The sequence below is a fragment of the Pseudomonas sp. TH15 genome (assembly GCF_016651105.1).
In the GTDB taxonomy this organism is placed as follows: Bacteria; Pseudomonadota; Gammaproteobacteria; order Pseudomonadales; family Pseudomonadaceae; genus Aquipseudomonas.
This window is the reverse complement of record NZ_JAEKEL010000001.1, coordinates 3,688,989-3,703,576: the sequence shown is the minus strand read 5'-3', so window position 1 is coordinate 3,703,576 and position 14,588 is coordinate 3,688,989. Positions and strand designations below refer to the sequence as shown.

The 14,588-nt window shown below is 53.1% G+C and carries 16 protein-coding genes; 6 read left to right on the top strand and 10 right to left on the bottom strand.

Going from position 1 to position 14,588, the window contains the following annotated elements; translation table 11 throughout:
* Positions 1–464 precede the first annotated feature (464 nt).
* Positions 465–701 carry a DUF2789 family protein gene (locus JFT87_RS16580; protein ID WP_201202902.1) on the top strand — a complete coding sequence of 79 codons (237 nt, stop codon included), beginning with the start codon at positions 465–467 and terminating at the stop codon, positions 699–701.
* A 6-nt stretch (positions 702–707) separates the two neighbouring features.
* On the opposite strand, the gene JFT87_RS16575 is transcribed toward JFT87_RS16580, so the two are convergent.
* The 3 genes from JFT87_RS16575 to JFT87_RS16565 all read right to left on the bottom strand — a co-directional run bounded on the left by JFT87_RS16575 (position 708) and on the right by JFT87_RS16565 (position 3,266).
* Positions 708–911: a hypothetical protein gene (locus tag JFT87_RS16575; protein ID WP_201202900.1), complete on the bottom strand. Its 204-nt coding sequence runs from the start codon at positions 909–911 to the stop codon at positions 708–710.
* 119 nt (positions 912–1,030) lie between these two features.
* Positions 1,031–2,254 carry a methyl-accepting chemotaxis protein gene (locus JFT87_RS16570; RefSeq protein ID WP_416195334.1) on the bottom strand — a complete coding sequence of 408 codons (1,224 nt, stop codon included), beginning with the start codon at positions 2,252–2,254 and terminating at the stop codon, positions 1,031–1,033.
* Positions 2,255–2,861: 607 nt separating this feature from the next.
* Positions 2,862–3,266 (bottom strand): TraR/DksA family transcriptional regulator, encoded by a 405-nt coding sequence (locus JFT87_RS16565; RefSeq protein WP_074875645.1) that lies wholly within the window; start codon positions 3,264–3,266, stop codon positions 2,862–2,864.
* Positions 3,267–3,708: 442 nt separating this feature from the next.
* On the opposite strand from JFT87_RS16565, the gene JFT87_RS16560 reads away from it, so the two are divergent.
* The 5 genes from JFT87_RS16560 to JFT87_RS16540 all read left to right on the top strand — a co-directional run bounded on the left by JFT87_RS16560 (position 3,709) and on the right by JFT87_RS16540 (position 8,982).
* Positions 3,709–4,617 carry a MurR/RpiR family transcriptional regulator gene (locus JFT87_RS16560; RefSeq protein WP_201202896.1) on the top strand — a complete coding sequence of 303 codons (909 nt, stop codon included), beginning with the start codon at positions 3,709–3,711 and terminating at the stop codon, positions 4,615–4,617.
* A gap of 60 nt (positions 4,618–4,677) precedes the next feature.
* Positions 4,678–5,289: a glutathione S-transferase gene (locus JFT87_RS16555; protein ID WP_201202894.1), complete on the top strand. Its 612-nt coding sequence runs from the start codon at positions 4,678–4,680 to the stop codon at positions 5,287–5,289.
* A 2-nt stretch (positions 5,290–5,291) separates the two neighbouring features.
* Complete coding sequence (locus tag JFT87_RS16550; protein ID WP_201202892.1) at positions 5,292–6,398, top strand: DNA alkylation repair protein; 1,107 nt, start codon at positions 5,292–5,294, stop codon at positions 6,396–6,398.
* Between the two features lie 207 nt (positions 6,399–6,605).
* Complete coding sequence (locus JFT87_RS16545; protein ID WP_201202891.1) at positions 6,606–7,160, top strand: YfbU family protein; 555 nt, start codon at positions 6,606–6,608, stop codon at positions 7,158–7,160.
* Between the two features lie 142 nt (positions 7,161–7,302).
* Positions 7,303–8,982, top strand: a complete 1,680-nt coding sequence (locus JFT87_RS16540; protein WP_201202890.1) for a HEPN domain-containing protein — start codon at positions 7,303–7,305, stop codon at positions 8,980–8,982.
* Between the two features lie 519 nt (positions 8,983–9,501).
* Here the strand turns inward: JFT87_RS16540 and JFT87_RS16535 are convergent.
* The 7 genes from JFT87_RS16535 to JFT87_RS16505 form a co-directional block, all read right to left on the bottom strand.
* Positions 9,502–9,894, bottom strand: a complete 393-nt coding sequence (locus JFT87_RS16535) for a DUF6124 family protein (protein WP_201205227.1) — start codon at positions 9,892–9,894, stop codon at positions 9,502–9,504.
* Positions 9,895–10,094: 200 nt separating this feature from the next.
* Positions 10,095–10,460 carry a DUF6124 family protein gene (locus JFT87_RS16530; RefSeq protein ID WP_201202889.1) on the bottom strand — a complete coding sequence of 122 codons (366 nt, stop codon included), beginning with the start codon at positions 10,458–10,460 and terminating at the stop codon, positions 10,095–10,097.
* Positions 10,461–10,957: 497 nt separating this feature from the next.
* Positions 10,958–11,614, bottom strand: a complete 657-nt coding sequence (locus JFT87_RS16525; protein WP_201202888.1) for a DUF2931 family protein — start codon at positions 11,612–11,614, stop codon at positions 10,958–10,960.
* Complete coding sequence (locus JFT87_RS16520; RefSeq protein ID WP_201202886.1) at positions 11,614–13,155, bottom strand: phospholipase effector Tle1 domain-containing protein; 1,542 nt, start codon at positions 13,153–13,155, stop codon at positions 11,614–11,616. The genes JFT87_RS16525 and JFT87_RS16520 overlap by 1 nt, the downstream gene beginning before the upstream one ends.
* A 139-nt stretch (positions 13,156–13,294) precedes the next feature.
* The gene (locus JFT87_RS16515) at positions 13,295–13,465 is read right to left on the bottom strand and encodes a DUF6124 family protein (protein ID WP_201205337.1); all 171 of its coding nucleotides are present in this window, start codon (positions 13,463–13,465) and stop codon (positions 13,295–13,297) included.
* 111 nt (positions 13,466–13,576) lie between these two features.
* Positions 13,577–13,969: a DUF6124 family protein gene (locus JFT87_RS16510; protein ID WP_201202880.1), complete on the bottom strand. Its 393-nt coding sequence runs from the start codon at positions 13,967–13,969 to the stop codon at positions 13,577–13,579.
* Between the two features lie 194 nt (positions 13,970–14,163).
* Positions 14,164–14,529: a DUF6124 family protein gene (locus JFT87_RS16505; protein ID WP_201202879.1), complete on the bottom strand. Its 366-nt coding sequence runs from the start codon at positions 14,527–14,529 to the stop codon at positions 14,164–14,166.
* Positions 14,530–14,588: the final 59 nt, after the last annotated feature.

Sequence of the window (14,588 nt, the reverse complement as noted above, 5' to 3'; positions counted from 1 at the left end):
TTTTCCGACATATCGCCCGTAAAAAATTGCTTTAGATAAGCACTGTCGTCAACAGGTACTGGCGATTCTAGAGCAGCAATGCTCGTTACGACTACCCGAAACGGCTTGTAAATATCAGCCGACCGATGAAAAGGACTTCACATGTGCACGTTGACTCACTTTGCCTCACACCCTGTCGCCTCGAGCAATTCGCCGTTTATCCTGCATATCAGCAACGTAAACGAGCTGCCGGTGCCCGCGTTGAACGTCCAGCCCCCAAATTCAAGGTGGTACCGGCCGGCAAGTCATTCTTCCACATCAAGGAAACCGCCACCGGTCGCGTCAGAGGTTTCCGCACCGACCATAACGAAGCCTGCGCCCTCGCCCGCTCATTAGAGTTGCAGATCGAACTCCTGGCCAGCGACTGCCTCAGATAAAGAGAATGATCGACAGCGCCATTCCGGCGCACGTAATAGGAGCACACGATGGATCTGGAAGCTTACAACTTGAAAACCCTGTTCGATCAATTGGGTCTGCCTTCGGACAACAAGGCTATCGACGACTTCATCGAAGCGCATCCACTGAGTCCTGACACCAAATTAGTCGATGCGCCCTTCTGGTCGGAGAGTCAAAAACAAACGCTCGAAGAGTGGATTGGCAAAGACGACGACAGAGCAATCGTCTTCGACGAACTCAACGTGCGCCTGCACGACGGCAAGTAACCCTTATCAGTGCAGGCTGTCCCAAGGCTCGGCTTTCAACTGCGCCAGCCAGGCAGCCCTGCACTCTTCGGCTTCATCGCGACTGGAAAACGCCGTCCCCCGGCGCTCGCCATTCAGTAGCACGACCCAGCAAACACTCTGCCCCATTGCGCGCAAACAGGCAGGCACACCGCTGCCGATCATCACCGCAACATCGACTTTACTTTGCATGCTGACCTCTCGAATTTTCATTAGCCACCTAACTATATAGGCAGAGTAATGAGTTCTTTCGTGAGGAAACAGCAAGCGCCGTGCACAGGTTCGTTGCACAACCGGTAACAATCAGGTGTCTAGCGCGGCTTTTCCGGCTTATAGCCCAGTCGCAATCCACCCCAATGCCGGCCCTTGAGCATGATCGGCACGGATAAATCGTGCATCAATTCGCCGGTGTCGCGGGTATAGGTCTGCAACAGCACCGGTTGCTGATGACTGCCACAGCGGATGCCGGTGCGGTCGGCGAACTTGCGCTTGGTACGGTTTTGCAGGGTATCGACCAGCGCATCACCGGTCAGCGGCTGGCTGAATACCGTGTTGTGAGTCGGCACGTAGCCTTGCTGAGTGCAGGCGATGGCAAACACCAAACCTTCATGGCGCGGCAGCAGCGGTTCCTGAATCGCCGGCAAGACCTGATCGGTGTAGCGATCGAAGCGGGTCTGGAACTTGGCCGGGCTGGTGTTGGGAATGGCCTGGTAATTGCGATCGAACAGGTCATCGAGGCTGACACGCCCCTGATCGATATCCGCTTCAAAACGCGCGGCGATCTGGCGCGCGCCTTCGCGGGCGAGGTCGTAAATCCGTTGGTGATAGTCATCGAGCCCGACCTCTGCCAAGCGCTCGCTGATGGTTTCGGCCTGACCTTCCATTTGCACGGCGGCCTGGGCCAGGCGTTGAGTCTGCTGATCACTGATCGCCAGGTCGCTGCGCATCTGTTCGATGGCGTGAAACAGGCTGTCCAGTTGTTCGCGGTTGGTGTCGGCACCGCGGGCAATTTCGCCGACCTGGTGTTCGACACCAGCAGCCAGGCGCGCGATATTTTCCAGATGTTGGCCGGTGTGCTCTACCTGTTTGACCCCGACGTCCAGATCACTGGAGAGCTGGCGGATCTGCTCCACCACTTGCGCGGTGCGTTGCTGGATGTCGGCAACCATTTCTCCGACTTCGCCGGTCGCCATCGCCGTGCGCGCGGCCAGACCACGAACTTCATCCGCCACCACGGCAAACCCGCGACCGTGCTCCCCGGCGCGCGCGGCTTCGATGGCGGCGTTCAGCGCCAGCAGATTGGTCTGGCTGGCGATGGACTGAATCACCAGGGTGACCCGCTGGATGTCGTCACTGCGCAGGCTCAGGGCTTCGATCAGTTCACGGCTGGCGCTGGCCCGCTGGCTGAGCTGGTGCATACGCGAGATCGACTCGATCAGTTCGGTTCGCCCCGCCGCACTGCTCTGATGGGCCTCGCTGGCCGCGCTCAAGGCTTCTCGACTGAGTGTCGACGTCGCCTGTTCGGTGGAAATCATCACTTCGGCGTTGCTGACGATCCGCTTGGCTGCATCGAGTTGCGATTGCACCTTCTCGGCCAACTGCTTGACTGAATAGGCCACGCCAGCGGCGGACAGCGCGTTATGACTGGTGGTGTAGGAAAGATCGCGGGTCAGCTCGGCGATGGCGCTTGAGCTGTCGGCAGGGGTTGAATCGGGGATCGCGCGCGAGCGCAGGCGCGGCAGCCAGATGATCAGCACGGCCACGGGCAGGCCGATGTAGAGCGATGCACCTCCCAAGGAGATGCCACAGAGCAACAGCACCAGGGCGATGCTTTGCAAGGTGGGCGTCAGCCAAAGGTTTTTTAGCGCTGGCACGGGAGCAGGTACTGCCCCAACCAGAGATCCGTCTCTCGTCATCTTCGTCACCCCATGCGTCTTCTATTTGTTGTGACTGCATTAAACGCCACTAGTGGGCCATTATCTATGGTCCGTTAGTAGCGGATGTTGCAGCAGGTCAATGAACCGCGCGGAAATATCACAGACGAGCAAAAACAAAGATCGCAGTCCCAACAACCCCAAATAGGAGCTGCCGAAGGCTGCGATCTTTTCCAGGCGCCCCCATTCAACGGGTCACCTCACAGAATCAGGCCTGACGCTGGTGCTTGTCGATCTGTTCGTGACGCTCTTGAGCTTCGATGCAGTACTTGGTGGTCGGGCTGATCAGCAGGCGTTTCAGGCCAATGGCCTCGCCGCTGTCATCGCACCAGCCAAAGCTGTCTTCTTTGATGCGTTCCAGAGCCTGTTCCAACTGAGGCAGCATGCGCTGGTCGCGATCGATCGCGTTGACCAGCCAGGTACGCTCTTCTTCAACAGAAGCAGCGTCGGCCGGGTCAGCCGGGGTGTCCAGGCTTTCGATGGCGATGCGGTTCTGCTCGATGCGCTCGTGGGTTTCGACTTTCATGTTCTGCAACAGCTCGAAGAAAAAAGCATGTTGCTCGGCATTCATGTAGTCATCCGCCGGCATGGCCAGCAACTTGTCCTTTGTCATTGATATCTCTATAAAAAAACGTGCATTAAGGCGAATTAGGGAGCGTTCCGACGAACCTCGAAGGCCGTCGGAAAGGCGCCGTTTATTCCAAGCGCCACCCGGCACTCAATTTACGAGGGGCGGCAGTCTAAGGCCGACTTGAGGCCTCAGCAACTGAAAAGACAGCGAATTTGTCCGACAACACCCGGAAAGTGCTCTATGGCAGCCGTTGTGGCGGTCATCGGAGTGCGTTTATAGCAAGAAATTCAGTCCAGCGGCTGTATATAGAAGACAAACGGCTAACAGAGCAATCTCGGATCGCCGCATTTTCATGCGCCAGTGCATCGTTTCAGCCAAGCAGACCCGCAAAAGCCCTCCTAATATCAGCCACACCGCAACCCTCCTGTGGCGAGCCACATTGCTCCCTCGCCACAGGATGATCGATCAGCCCGAAGGATGACTTATGCCCCGCCCCGATCTGCCGGCCAATGAAGCGCAGCCGCTCCCCAGCCCCCCGATCAATGCCGAGCGTTTGCTGCAGCTGATCACCAACGAATACGAAAGCCTGCCGCGCCAGCTCAAACGCATCGCCAGCTACATGAGCCAGCAAAGCGACCGGATCATGGTTGATCGCATCAGCGACATAGCCCGTGAGTGCGAAGTGCACCCGTCGGCCATCGTGCGCTTCTCCCAGCGCTTTGGTTTCAGCGGTTTCAGCGAAATGCAGGCGTTGTTCCGCGAGGCCTACACGCACAAAACCACGCCGGTGCAGAACTACCAGCAGCGCATCCGCAGCATGATCGCCAACAAGTCGCAGAAGGCCAGCGGCGGCGACCTGGCGCGCGAATGCGTCAACGCCACACTGTCTGGCATCGAACGGCTGGGGATGGAACTCGACGACGTCGCCTTCGACAAGGCAGTGGATCTGGTGGTAAATGCCGACAACATCTACGTGGTCGGGGTGCGCCGCTCGTTCGCGGTCGCCGACTACCTGGTCTACAACCTGCAACACACCAACAAGCGTATTCACCTGGTTTCAGGGCTTGGCGGCAGCTACCGCGAGCAGATGCGCAGCGTGCGCGCCAATGACCTGGTGATCGCCATCAGCTTCACGCCCTACGGCAAGGAAACCCAGCACTGCCTGCGCATCGCCCAGCATCACCAGGCGAAAACCTTGATCATCACGGATAGCAACCTTTCGCCGCTGGCCAAGCGTGCGAGCACAGTGTTGCTGGTGAATGAAGGGAGTTCGTTTGCGTTTCGTTCGCTGAGTGCGACGTTGTGTTTGTGTCAGGCGTTGTTTATTGCGGTCGCGTATCGGTTGGAATTGAAGGTGGATGAGATTCATGAGCAGGTCGGTTTCGAGGACTGACAATTCCTTCAAGCTCGGATAGGTTATGCCCTCTCCCGGTTCGACTTGAAGGAACGTGTCATGAAACTGATCGGCATGCTGGATTCGCCTTATGTACGGCGCGTGGCCATTTCTGCCCAACACTTGGGCATCGCGCTGGAGCACGACTCGGTGTCGGTGTTCCGGCATTTCGAGCAATTCCAGCAAATCAACCCGGTGGTCAAGGCGCCGACGTTGGTGCTGGATGACGGTGAAGTGTTGATGGACTCGACGCTGATCATCGACTACCTCGAAGCCCTCGCCGGGCCTTCGAAAAGCTTGATGCCGAGTGATCTGAAGCAACGGGCGCGCTCGTTACGGGTGATCGGGTTGGCGCTGGCGGCGTGCGAAAAATCGGTGCAGCTTTACTACGAACGGAATCTGCGGCCGGCGGATATTCAGTATCAGCCGTGGGTTGAGCGGGTTGAAGGCCAGCTCGCCGCCGCGTTTACCGCCCTCGAACAAGAACTCGAGCAAAACGGCCTGCCCACCGACGGCACCCTGACCCAGGCCGGCATCAGCCTCGCCGTCGCCTGGAGCTTCACCGACCTCGTCGTCCCCGACCAGATCGACACCCGCCGCTACCCCCACATCGCGCAATACACCGCCTACGCCGAAACGCTCGAAGCGTTCGTCAGCACGCCGATGAACTGACCGTGAGCACCACCGACACCGCCGCCCCGGCGTTAAAGGAAATCTTCAACGCCGAACGCCTGCGACATATCGCTGACGAAATGAGCGCCGTGTATCCCGCGTTCAAGGCCAAGGCGTTTCTAAAACACGCCCAGGACCGACTCGCTGAATTATCAGTGATGCAACGCATGGCGCGTGTCAGCGAAAGCCTGCATGCCGTGCTGCCGCTGGGCTACGAAGATTCACTCGACGTTCTTTTTGAACTCGCACCCCGGTTAAACAGTGGTTTCGTCAGCATGTGCCTGCCGCACTACGTCGCGAGCTACGGCGGGCACGCATTCGATACCTCCATGGAAGCCCTGAAATACTTCACGACGTTCGGCTCATCCGAATTCGCCATCCGCCACTTTCTGCGCAGCGACCTGGAACGCTCGCTTGAATTGATGCACGACTGGGCACAAGACGAAAACCACCACGTCCGCCGCCTCGCCAGCGAAGGCAGCCGCCCTCGCCTGCCTTGGTCGTTTCGGCTGGAAGCGGTACAAGCCAATCCTCGGTTGGCCGCCGGGATACTGGATCGATTGAAGGCCGACGACAGCCTCTACGTGCGCAAGTCCGTGGCGAATCACCTGAATGACGTCACCAAAGAGCACCCGGAATGGGTACTGGATGTGATTGAGGGGTGGTCGCTGGAGAACAAACACACGGCGTGGATTGCCAAGCATGCGTTGCGGAGTTTGATCAAACAGGGGGACGTGCGCGCGCTGACGGTGATTGGCGCGGGGTCGAAGGCTGAGGTTGAGTTGCTGGATGTGCGGGTTGAACCGGCGGTGGTGCGGTTGGGCGAGACGATTACGTTGTCGTTTACGGTGAAGTCGACCGTGGCGCATGAGCAGCGGTTGGTGATTGATTATGCGATTGACTATGTGAAGGCGAATGGCGGGGTTTCGGCGAAGGTTTTTAAGTTGAAGACGGTGGCGTTGGCGGGGTTTGAGAGTGAGGTGGTCCGGCGGAGTCAGCAGATTAAGGACTTCACTACGCGCAAGCATCATGTTGGGCGGCATGGGGTTCGGGTGATGGTTAATGGTGAGGTGTTGGCAACTACCACATTTGATATTTCTAAAGGATGACGCCCACAAGAGATTTGGTGGTTCGGACATAACTTGCGGGTTTGTTTTTCTTGTGAGTACGCTTTTTTGCGAAAAAATACGTTTCATGTATGTGTAAAACGAAATAGGTTCGACATAAAAACCACGACATAGTAAAAAATTAACATAAAAAATACGACCACTTTTAAGCAAACAACAACTACAGCTAGCTATACCTTGGAGAAAAAGATGGAAATAACCAAGTCAGAAAAATTAATCTTGCTGATGCTTTCCGAAATCTACGAAAAGCTAGAGATCAAGTCGATTGATACAAAATTTCTCACATCAGCAATATCATCCGGGAATACTTGGGCTATTGAATGGGAAATCCCTGAGCTAAGGGAAAGCGATCAAGATATGCCGCCTAGAGAAGTAATCGATGTCGTTGACTACCTAGACATGTGGATGTTTATAGAAGACGCATCAAAGTCATTATCTCAAGAGGATCGCGAAAAAATAGAAAGTTTGAATCTGCCGTTTGGAACACACCTTCTTTTTCCAGGCTTTGATGGAAACAATGAAGACAGACAACTAACCATCGCAAAGCTTCTCATTGAAGACATGGGGCGGTTCACAAAATTTCAAGGTCGCAATCTAAACTCACATGCTCCAATGTTAAAAATCTATGCTGGAATGTATAACACTTTTATACCTATGCGCGATTCCTTGGCTGGAATTAGAAATCTCACTTCAGACCAAATAATCGAGATCCTTAAAGCCGCAGAAACTTCTCTAACAAACTAAAAAGACCAAAAAAATGCTATCACAATTTGTAAGATATCATTGGGATCGATTGCCATTCACCGACTTCCGCCCTCGGTTTTTTATTGAGTGCTACTCTGAGAAATTATTGTTGTTTACCCCGCACTTCTATCAAACAAGACTAATGAACACATTTAGCGCATGCGCCGAACTCGCAAACTATCTTAAAGAGCAAGATACCAACGATAAAAGTGCAGCATACATAGCATCCGCCGCAGAAGAGATACTGAGCTGCTGGTCTAACGACCCAGTAGCTGAAGAATTGCTCTACGAATTCGGAGACATCAAAGCAACTTTAAAGAACTTAAAATCTGAAAACCTAAATCAAAGCCAACTCACAAGGCTTAGCATATTTTGCCGCGCAGTAGCATCCCGCCAAAAACATTACGCACCACTCCTGCATAAAACACTTCAGGATGCGATATTTGGAAGTAGTATTCTAACGCAAAAAGAGCGAATAACTAGTCAAATCGACAACATTACCGGACTATTCATCACACATTTGGTCTACCTCGGCTATTCACCAACTTATTTATTCCATAAAGCAAAACTACTAGCCCGAATAGGTAATTATGGAAACCGTTCCGCCACAGAACAATTCGAACACATTCTTGGAAAGCTAGTAAACAATAATAAAAAAGAACATATTGTATATTTTGGCATTCAGACTAGACTTTCAAATCAGGCAACCACTGACGAATTTAATGCAGAAGTGGAGATCCTCGAGGAAATGCCCGAGGATATTAAAACGACAAAACGCGAGAAATTAGAAAAAAACTTTCAACCCAACTCCGTAGCAAAAGTCAAATGCAGCGCAACCGATCATGTCAGCGCTGCGATACTAGCGAAGGAAAAACTAGATAAATTTATCGACTTAGTCACTGCATTCGAGATCAAGGGAAAAGTTTATGCATCTCCCCACGGCATAGTTACTTTTAGGAGTTCGGATCTCGCACACACATACCAAGAAATAGTAAATGTCGATTTATTGCTAACATTTATATCAAGTGAAGTTGGAGTAACAAGAAGCACGCCCGAAATAAGAAAGGTATTTTCAATACTGACACCGGCTGCAAAAGATCAACTCGGCAGATCTCTTAGATATCTTAGACTATCAAGAACAGCAACCACACTGGAACAAAAATTATTGAATCTATGGATTGCATTAGAGTCTTTATTTTCAAGCCAAGACACAACAATACTTGCTTACATTCTGGAGTACGTTCCTAGCATATATGCCATAAACGGTTTGGTCCGCCGATTGGAGTATGCGAAAGAACTCCTACAATCAAACGAGATAGGAACCACGGATCCTTATCGACAGCGAATCAATCCAGCAGAATGCTTTGACGACACTACCAACACAAATCACATATATGCGTTGTTACGCGACAAAGCTGCAGGACCAAGCATATTTAACAATCTGAATGACTTTGAGCACATCAAATTTCGACTAATGAAACTAAAGTCGGAATTCGAATCAGATAAATCAATAGCAGAACGAATACTAAAGACAGAGAAAGACGTCACCAGACAACTTCGGAGGATATACTTCCTCAGAAACAAGATTGCACATACAGGACACTTCGAAGGCGTCCGCCCCCAGTTAATAACGCATCTTTATGACTACATAATATGTTGTTATGAAGCTCTTTCGCACACCACTTCAAAAGTTGAAATTGGTGAATCATACTCAATCAACGATCTGTTATCTTCTGTCCGTCTCGGACTGGACAGTTTTTCAAGCAAGCTGAGAGACCCAAACCATACCGCGGGGCTTCCCGCGCACGCACCAATAATTTAATTCATGCTCAGCTGAGCATAGAGTTAATCGATCCAGGGGGCTAATTTACTTGTCACGAGTAAATCAACCCCCTTAAAAAATACTATGGGCAGACTGTCATCTGCATTCGAGTGCACCTCGATTTTTTAATTACCTTAGCGCTTGGCTTACAAATTCCCACATGGAATATCGAACCCTCTCTAAAAACTGTTTGGGCTTTTCGCTGACCGTCTACGCACATTGACTTTTTCTTCCCAAAGTCGTGCTCTAACGATTTCATCTCGGCGCGGCCCCTTATTCCCTTAATCTGATGACGGTAGGGGTATCAGACAAAGACCTGTACACGCCCCCAATGTTAAAGCCCAAATAAATAGACGCACTTAACTAACCTGTTACCCAACGAAAAAGAGCACAAAAAAATGGACCGATTTATTTTTAAAGAATAGGTCGGTCACCTTTGATTCGCTTTTTTAGTAGCAAAGGGAGTTTCGCGCCTGGTCTGGAGCGAGCTCCCTCGCCACAGATTGTTGCCCGCCCAGCCTATTTCATTCCGGTTGCAGCCTCTGAAACTGACTGCTTCAGCTCGACGTTATCCAACGCCTGGTTGACCGCCAATTCCCCCAACATCACTACTTGAGCGATGCCTTGCAAGGTGTGGCGGTTCGGCCCGTCCAGCGTTCCGGCGAAATCGCCGAGCATCACCGTTGCCGATGCCAGGGACTCGCAGGCGTTTGCCAGTAATGACTCGGTGTCGGTTTGCGGGTTGACCATGAACATGCTGCTTGGACTATAAGGCGTGGCCGTACTTGTGGCCGCCGGCAAAAGGTAATGATCGAGGGCTAGTTCAGCGGCTTCGTGGAGTTTTCTTGAACCGGAGGATTTGTAGGGCGATATCGGATCTGTAACCGCTGAATGGGTTGTGGTTTCAGACATCAGGGACTCCAAGCAAGTACCCATCGGGTACTGCGAAAAAATGAACATCCTGTAGGAGCTGCCGAAGGCTGCGATCTTTTGATCTTGACCTTCAGCAATGTCGAAAAAGATCAAGATCAAAAGATCGCAGCCTTCGGCAGCTCCTACATGGAACTCTGATTTGTGTACGAAGGGGTGGGGCCCTTCATATGGTCTGTCGGCTAGTTGGGTAGGCGGCGGCTATCCAGTATTCGATTGACCATGAGTTCGCTCAGCATGATCACCTGATGCAGCATCAGCATGGCTCGGCGCTGGGAGTGGTCGACGACGTCGCCGATGTCGCGGGCCATGTCGCTGGCGGCTGCCAACGATTCGCAGGCTTCGACGAGCAAGGTTTCTTCGTCCACGGAGGGGTCGACGAGGTAGATCTTGCTGGACTTGCGGGAGGGGATCGAGAGTTTCAGTGAGACGGGGTTGAGATAGAAGTTGATGGCGCGGTCGGTCGCCTCTTTTATCTTTTGAGGTTCAAGCGTTGGGTCGTACGGGATCGGATCGGCGTCCGGTGGGTTTGGCGTTACTTTGAACATAGATGAAGTCTCGTATCGAAATAAATAGGAGCCCTCACCCTCGCTACCAAACGAAGGGTGGCGGCCATACGCAGGTTGGTAGACCGGACATGAGAAACCGGCGCACCCGAAGGTGCCCTGCGCATGACCACCATAATGCCGAGACGAAAGACGCCGCGAATGGTGATGCTATGCAGATCTCATGAATGGGCTACCAAACCCGATCACTGTTTTTCAGTGACCGGGAAACGATATAGCCCACCCCAAAGACGCACAAGCCGGCGGATTCTGTCTTACGCGTAGGTAACGGCGCAAGGCGTCGTAGCCTTTATGGAGTAACAGTTCGTGTAATTTAAACGCGCTTTAAGCGTTACGTTTACGCGCGGAAAGCGCCCGCCTCCTTCGTGGTGTTTTCCTACAAACCGTTAGTGATCCAGCCGCACAGGTCCCGGGGAGAAATCGGCGCCAGACCACGATTAAATCCTGCCACCTCGCTTTTTCCTTTATTGCAGGACGGCTTACCAACTCCCGTAAGGAATGCCCCACTTCTCGATATACCGTTTGGACTTCTCACTGACGGGATAGGCGTAGCGCCCTCCATTCTTGCCCTGACTCGGCCCCAGTGGTTCGATCTCAGCCTGTGCCCGAGCCACTTTGATCGCTTTATGGCAAGAGTCCTTGACCCAAGCCTGCACAACTCCGCCGGGAGCGAGCCCCAAGTAGACCGACGCCATAAATCGCGCTTCTTGATCAGGAGTTTCCGGGCATCGTTTGTGGATGGATGACGCCATCAGTTGCCTTGCTTGCTCAGGAATATCCACCCAGGCTTGCCAGGTTTTCTTTTCAACGATTGACTGCCACCGGACATAGATTCGGACGGGAAGACCGGCGCCCACCACTTGTTTACCACTGCCGTCCACGATTGACCAACCGCGCGCTGACTCGGTGCCGTCTTCAGGCTCGCCACCCGCCGCAGAGCCACCATTTGCTCGGTAGTAGACCCTACCAGTGATGTCTTGGACGGAACTGTCCTCTACCCAAACCTGCATGTAATCCGGTTCGACGAAGGCCAGTTCCCACCATTCGGACTTGGGGTCATTCGTTCCGGAGAATGGGTCAGCAGATTGGCAGCCAGTCATGAACAACACGCATAGCACGGTCACAATTAATTTCATTACCAAAGCGTCCAATCAGGTACGTGAGGATGTTGCACGCGAATCGAGTCTGCCGTAGGAGCGTTGATGTAGACAGCTCTTATACCGCTACCATCTCTGCGCCCAAGAGGGTGGTTCCAGTTTGCAGAGGTGTGAATGTACTTCAGTTTCAGAAGCTGTTCTTCCTCAGAAGTGACGTTGTAGTCCTTGGCCAAGAACCGATCACACAGCGCTTGTAGTTCTGAGGGGATAGCCAGGTCTGGAGTGTCTGGGATGTCTTTAAACCGAACGCCCTTCTCTTTTGCCAATTGGTGCATTACTCGCAGATAAACCCTGGACAGCATGCCGCTTACAGGGCGTTTGAGCTGGACCGCAGCGTACACGCGCTTCATGCGTGGGCTGATCCCATTGGGCTGGCTATTTGGTAAAGGAGTCGCATCAGGCGTGACGATTTCCAGCATTTCTGAAGGCCAACCTTTCGCAAGCCATTGATCTTTGACTATCGCAGCGTCACGGTAAATCGAGGTAGCAGATACATCAGTGAATTGCGAAACATCAAGTGTTTGCATCGGGCTGATAAGCACGTTTTCTTGCGCTTCTTCGAGGTAACCACCACCCAGATCAGAGTGAACACCCGGCAAGGTGATTTCCAGATGATCGGGTTTAACACGACTCAGAGCGAAGTTGGCTCGACATTCATCGCGGGCTGTCAGTTGAACAACGTCGGAAAAAAATCGTCGATCCAAGTACAGCTTGATGCCCGTCGCGATGGAGCTTTTGATGTTGCCCAGATTGGACCAGCCAGCAATTGAGGGCACGGTGTCGAACAGACCAATAAAGCCCATATTGATGCTGCTTTTATATTGATCATTGAAGGTTGAGCTGAACCCTCTCGCGCTGCTGCGCAAAACCTCCCCGAGCGGCCCCTGCTTTCCACGGGCAATTTCATTGGCAAAATGTCGGGCGGCAGCAGCTCCACGACTGAAGCCAAACGTATCGAAAGTCAGAGAGGTGATTTCACTATTGGGAATGTTCGCTAACACGCCTTCGATGCGCAGTTTGATCTCTGAAAATGAGAACTGAACACGACCCGCAACGCCCGTTTCGCCTCGGCCTGTACCAGCCCCGAGAGTGCTGTCCTCTTCGCCTGAGCGGGTACCGATACCTTGGATATAGACCATACGGAACGCTTGCTTATGCGAGCTATCGCCTTCGGCATTTTGAGGCGCGTAGTACAAGTCACTAAGTTTTTGCACATTGCTGGTGTCGTTGCCATAGCTGCTGTCCGGATTTTTCATGAACGGCTTGCAACTGGCATCAATGTCTTCGGCGGCAATTGGATGATGGGCGCCGCACAGCAAGCCCGCAGCAGCATTACTAGCGTTATTGCCGGTACCGTCGAAGAACACTCCGATACGCAAGGCAATGCCGATTTTTTCACGCGCCGACGCAGGCTCTTTCCCGTGCTTCTCATACTCAGCCCAACGCTGGGCATGAATATCGACGGGTTTGGCTTCCGCGTAGCGATGGTTTTTTGGTGGGTTGGGGACGTAACCACTCAATCCTTGATTCCTTGTTCTGATCCTTGAAGAACGGCGCGAAGGGTGACAGTCGAGACTGCGCGGCACAAGCCGTGGCCCTGTGCCAGCGTTGTTCAGACCGCGTTTAGTGACGAGGGTTTCGCCTCGTTGCGGTGGGTGGTCAGAGGGCGATTTTTACGCTGTCCAACGCCTGATTTACTGCGAGTTCGCCGAGCATCACGTTCTGCGCAATGCCGAACGCAGTCTTGCGGTGGGACTTGTCGAACTCGGGGCGAAGTTGATGAGCATTGCACTGGCCGAACCGAGGGCTTTGCTGTCGTTGGCGACACATTTATTTTCCAAAAGCACGCCGGTCTTGTTTGATTCGCTGGTTTAGTGGCGAAGGGATATTCGCGCCTGATTGGGAGCAAGCTCCCTCGCCACAGATCGTTGGCTGCTCAGCCTATTTCAGTCCGGTGACGGGCTCTGAAACTGGCTGCTTCAGTTCAACGTTATCCAACGCCTTGTTGACCGCCAATTCCCCCAACATCACCACTTGAGCGATGCCTTGCAATGTGTGGCGGTTCGGCCCGTCCAGCGTTCCGGCGAAATCGCCGAGCATCACCGTTGCCGATGCCAGGGACTCGCAGGCGTTTGCCAGTAATGACTCGGTGTCGGTTTGCGGGTTGACCATGAACATGCTGCTGGGACTATAAGGCGTGGCCGTACTTGTGGCCGCCGGCAAAAGGTAATGATCGAGGGCGCGCTCGGCGGCTTCGTGGAGTTTTCTTGAACCTAAGGATTCGTAAGGTGATATCGGATCTGTAACCGCTGAATGGGTTGTGGTTTCAGACATCAGGAACTCCAAGCAAGTACCCATCGGGTACTGCGAAAAAAATGAACATCCTGTAGGAGCTGCCGCAGGCTGCGATCTTTTGATCTTGCCTTTGATTGTAAAAAAGCAGATCAAAAGATCGCAGCCTTCGGCAGCTCCTACATGGAACTCTGATTTGTGTATGAAGGGGTGGGGCCCTTCATACGGTCTGTCGGCTAGTTGGGTAAGCGGCGGCTATCCAGTATTCGATTGACCATGATTTCGCTCAGCATGATCACCTGATGCAGCATCAGCATGGCTCGGCGTTGGGAGTGGTCGACGACGTCGCCGATGTCGCGCGCCATGTCGCTGGCGGCTGCCAATGATTCGCAGGCTTCGACGAGCAGGGTTTCTTCGTCCACGGCAGGGTCGACGAGGAAGATCCTTGTGGTCTTGCGGGAGGGGATTGAGAGTTTCAGTGAGCCTGGGTTGAGATAGAAGTTGATGGCGCGGTCGGTCGCCTCTTTTATCTTTTGAGGTTCAAGCGTTGGGTCGTACGGGATCGGATCGGCGTCCGGTGGGTTTGGCGTGACTTTGAACATCGTGAAACTCCTGATTTTTCATTAGGAGCTGTCCGCATCACTTGCAGATGATGGGTGGC

Bases quoted from the DNA above. Each gene is read 5' to 3' on its own strand.
- JFT87_RS16580 (WP_201202902.1), top strand. From the start codon at position 465: ATGGATCTGGAAGCTTACAACTTGAAAACCCTGTTCGATCAATTGGGT.
- JFT87_RS16575 (WP_201202900.1), bottom strand. From the start codon at position 911: ATGCAAAGTAAAGTCGATGTTGCGGTGATGATCGGCAGCGGTGTGCCT.
- JFT87_RS16570 (WP_416195334.1), bottom strand. From the start codon at position 2,254: ATGATTTCCACCGAACAGGCGACGTCGACACTCAGTCGAGAAGCCTTG.
- JFT87_RS16565 (WP_074875645.1), bottom strand. From the start codon at position 3,266: ATGACAAAGGACAAGTTGCTGGCCATGCCGGCGGATGACTACATGAAT.
- JFT87_RS16560 (WP_201202896.1), top strand. From the start codon at position 3,709: ATGCCCCGCCCCGATCTGCCGGCCAATGAAGCGCAGCCGCTCCCCAGC.
- JFT87_RS16555 (WP_201202894.1), top strand. From the start codon at position 4,678: ATGAAACTGATCGGCATGCTGGATTCGCCTTATGTACGGCGCGTGGCC.
- JFT87_RS16545 (WP_201202891.1), top strand. From the start codon at position 6,606: ATGGAAATAACCAAGTCAGAAAAATTAATCTTGCTGATGCTTTCCGAA.
- JFT87_RS16540 (WP_201202890.1), top strand. From the start codon at position 7,303: ATGAACACATTTAGCGCATGCGCCGAACTCGCAAACTATCTTAAAGAG.
- JFT87_RS16535 (WP_201205227.1), bottom strand. From the start codon at position 9,894: ATGTCTGAAACCACAACCCATTCAGCGGTTACAGATCCGATATCGCCC.
- JFT87_RS16530 (WP_201202889.1), bottom strand. From the start codon at position 10,460: ATGTTCAAAGTAACGCCAAACCCACCGGACGCCGATCCGATCCCGTAC.
- JFT87_RS16525 (WP_201202888.1), bottom strand. From the start codon at position 11,614: ATGAAATTAATTGTGACCGTGCTATGCGTGTTGTTCATGACTGGCTGC.
- JFT87_RS16515 (WP_201205337.1), bottom strand. From the start codon at position 13,465: ATGTGTCGCCAACGACAGCAAAGCCCTCGGTTCGGCCAGTGCAATGCT.
- JFT87_RS16510 (WP_201202880.1), bottom strand. From the start codon at position 13,969: ATGTCTGAAACCACAACCCATTCAGCGGTTACAGATCCGATATCACCT.
- JFT87_RS16505 (WP_201202879.1), bottom strand. From the start codon at position 14,529: ATGTTCAAAGTCACGCCAAACCCACCGGACGCCGATCCGATCCCGTAC.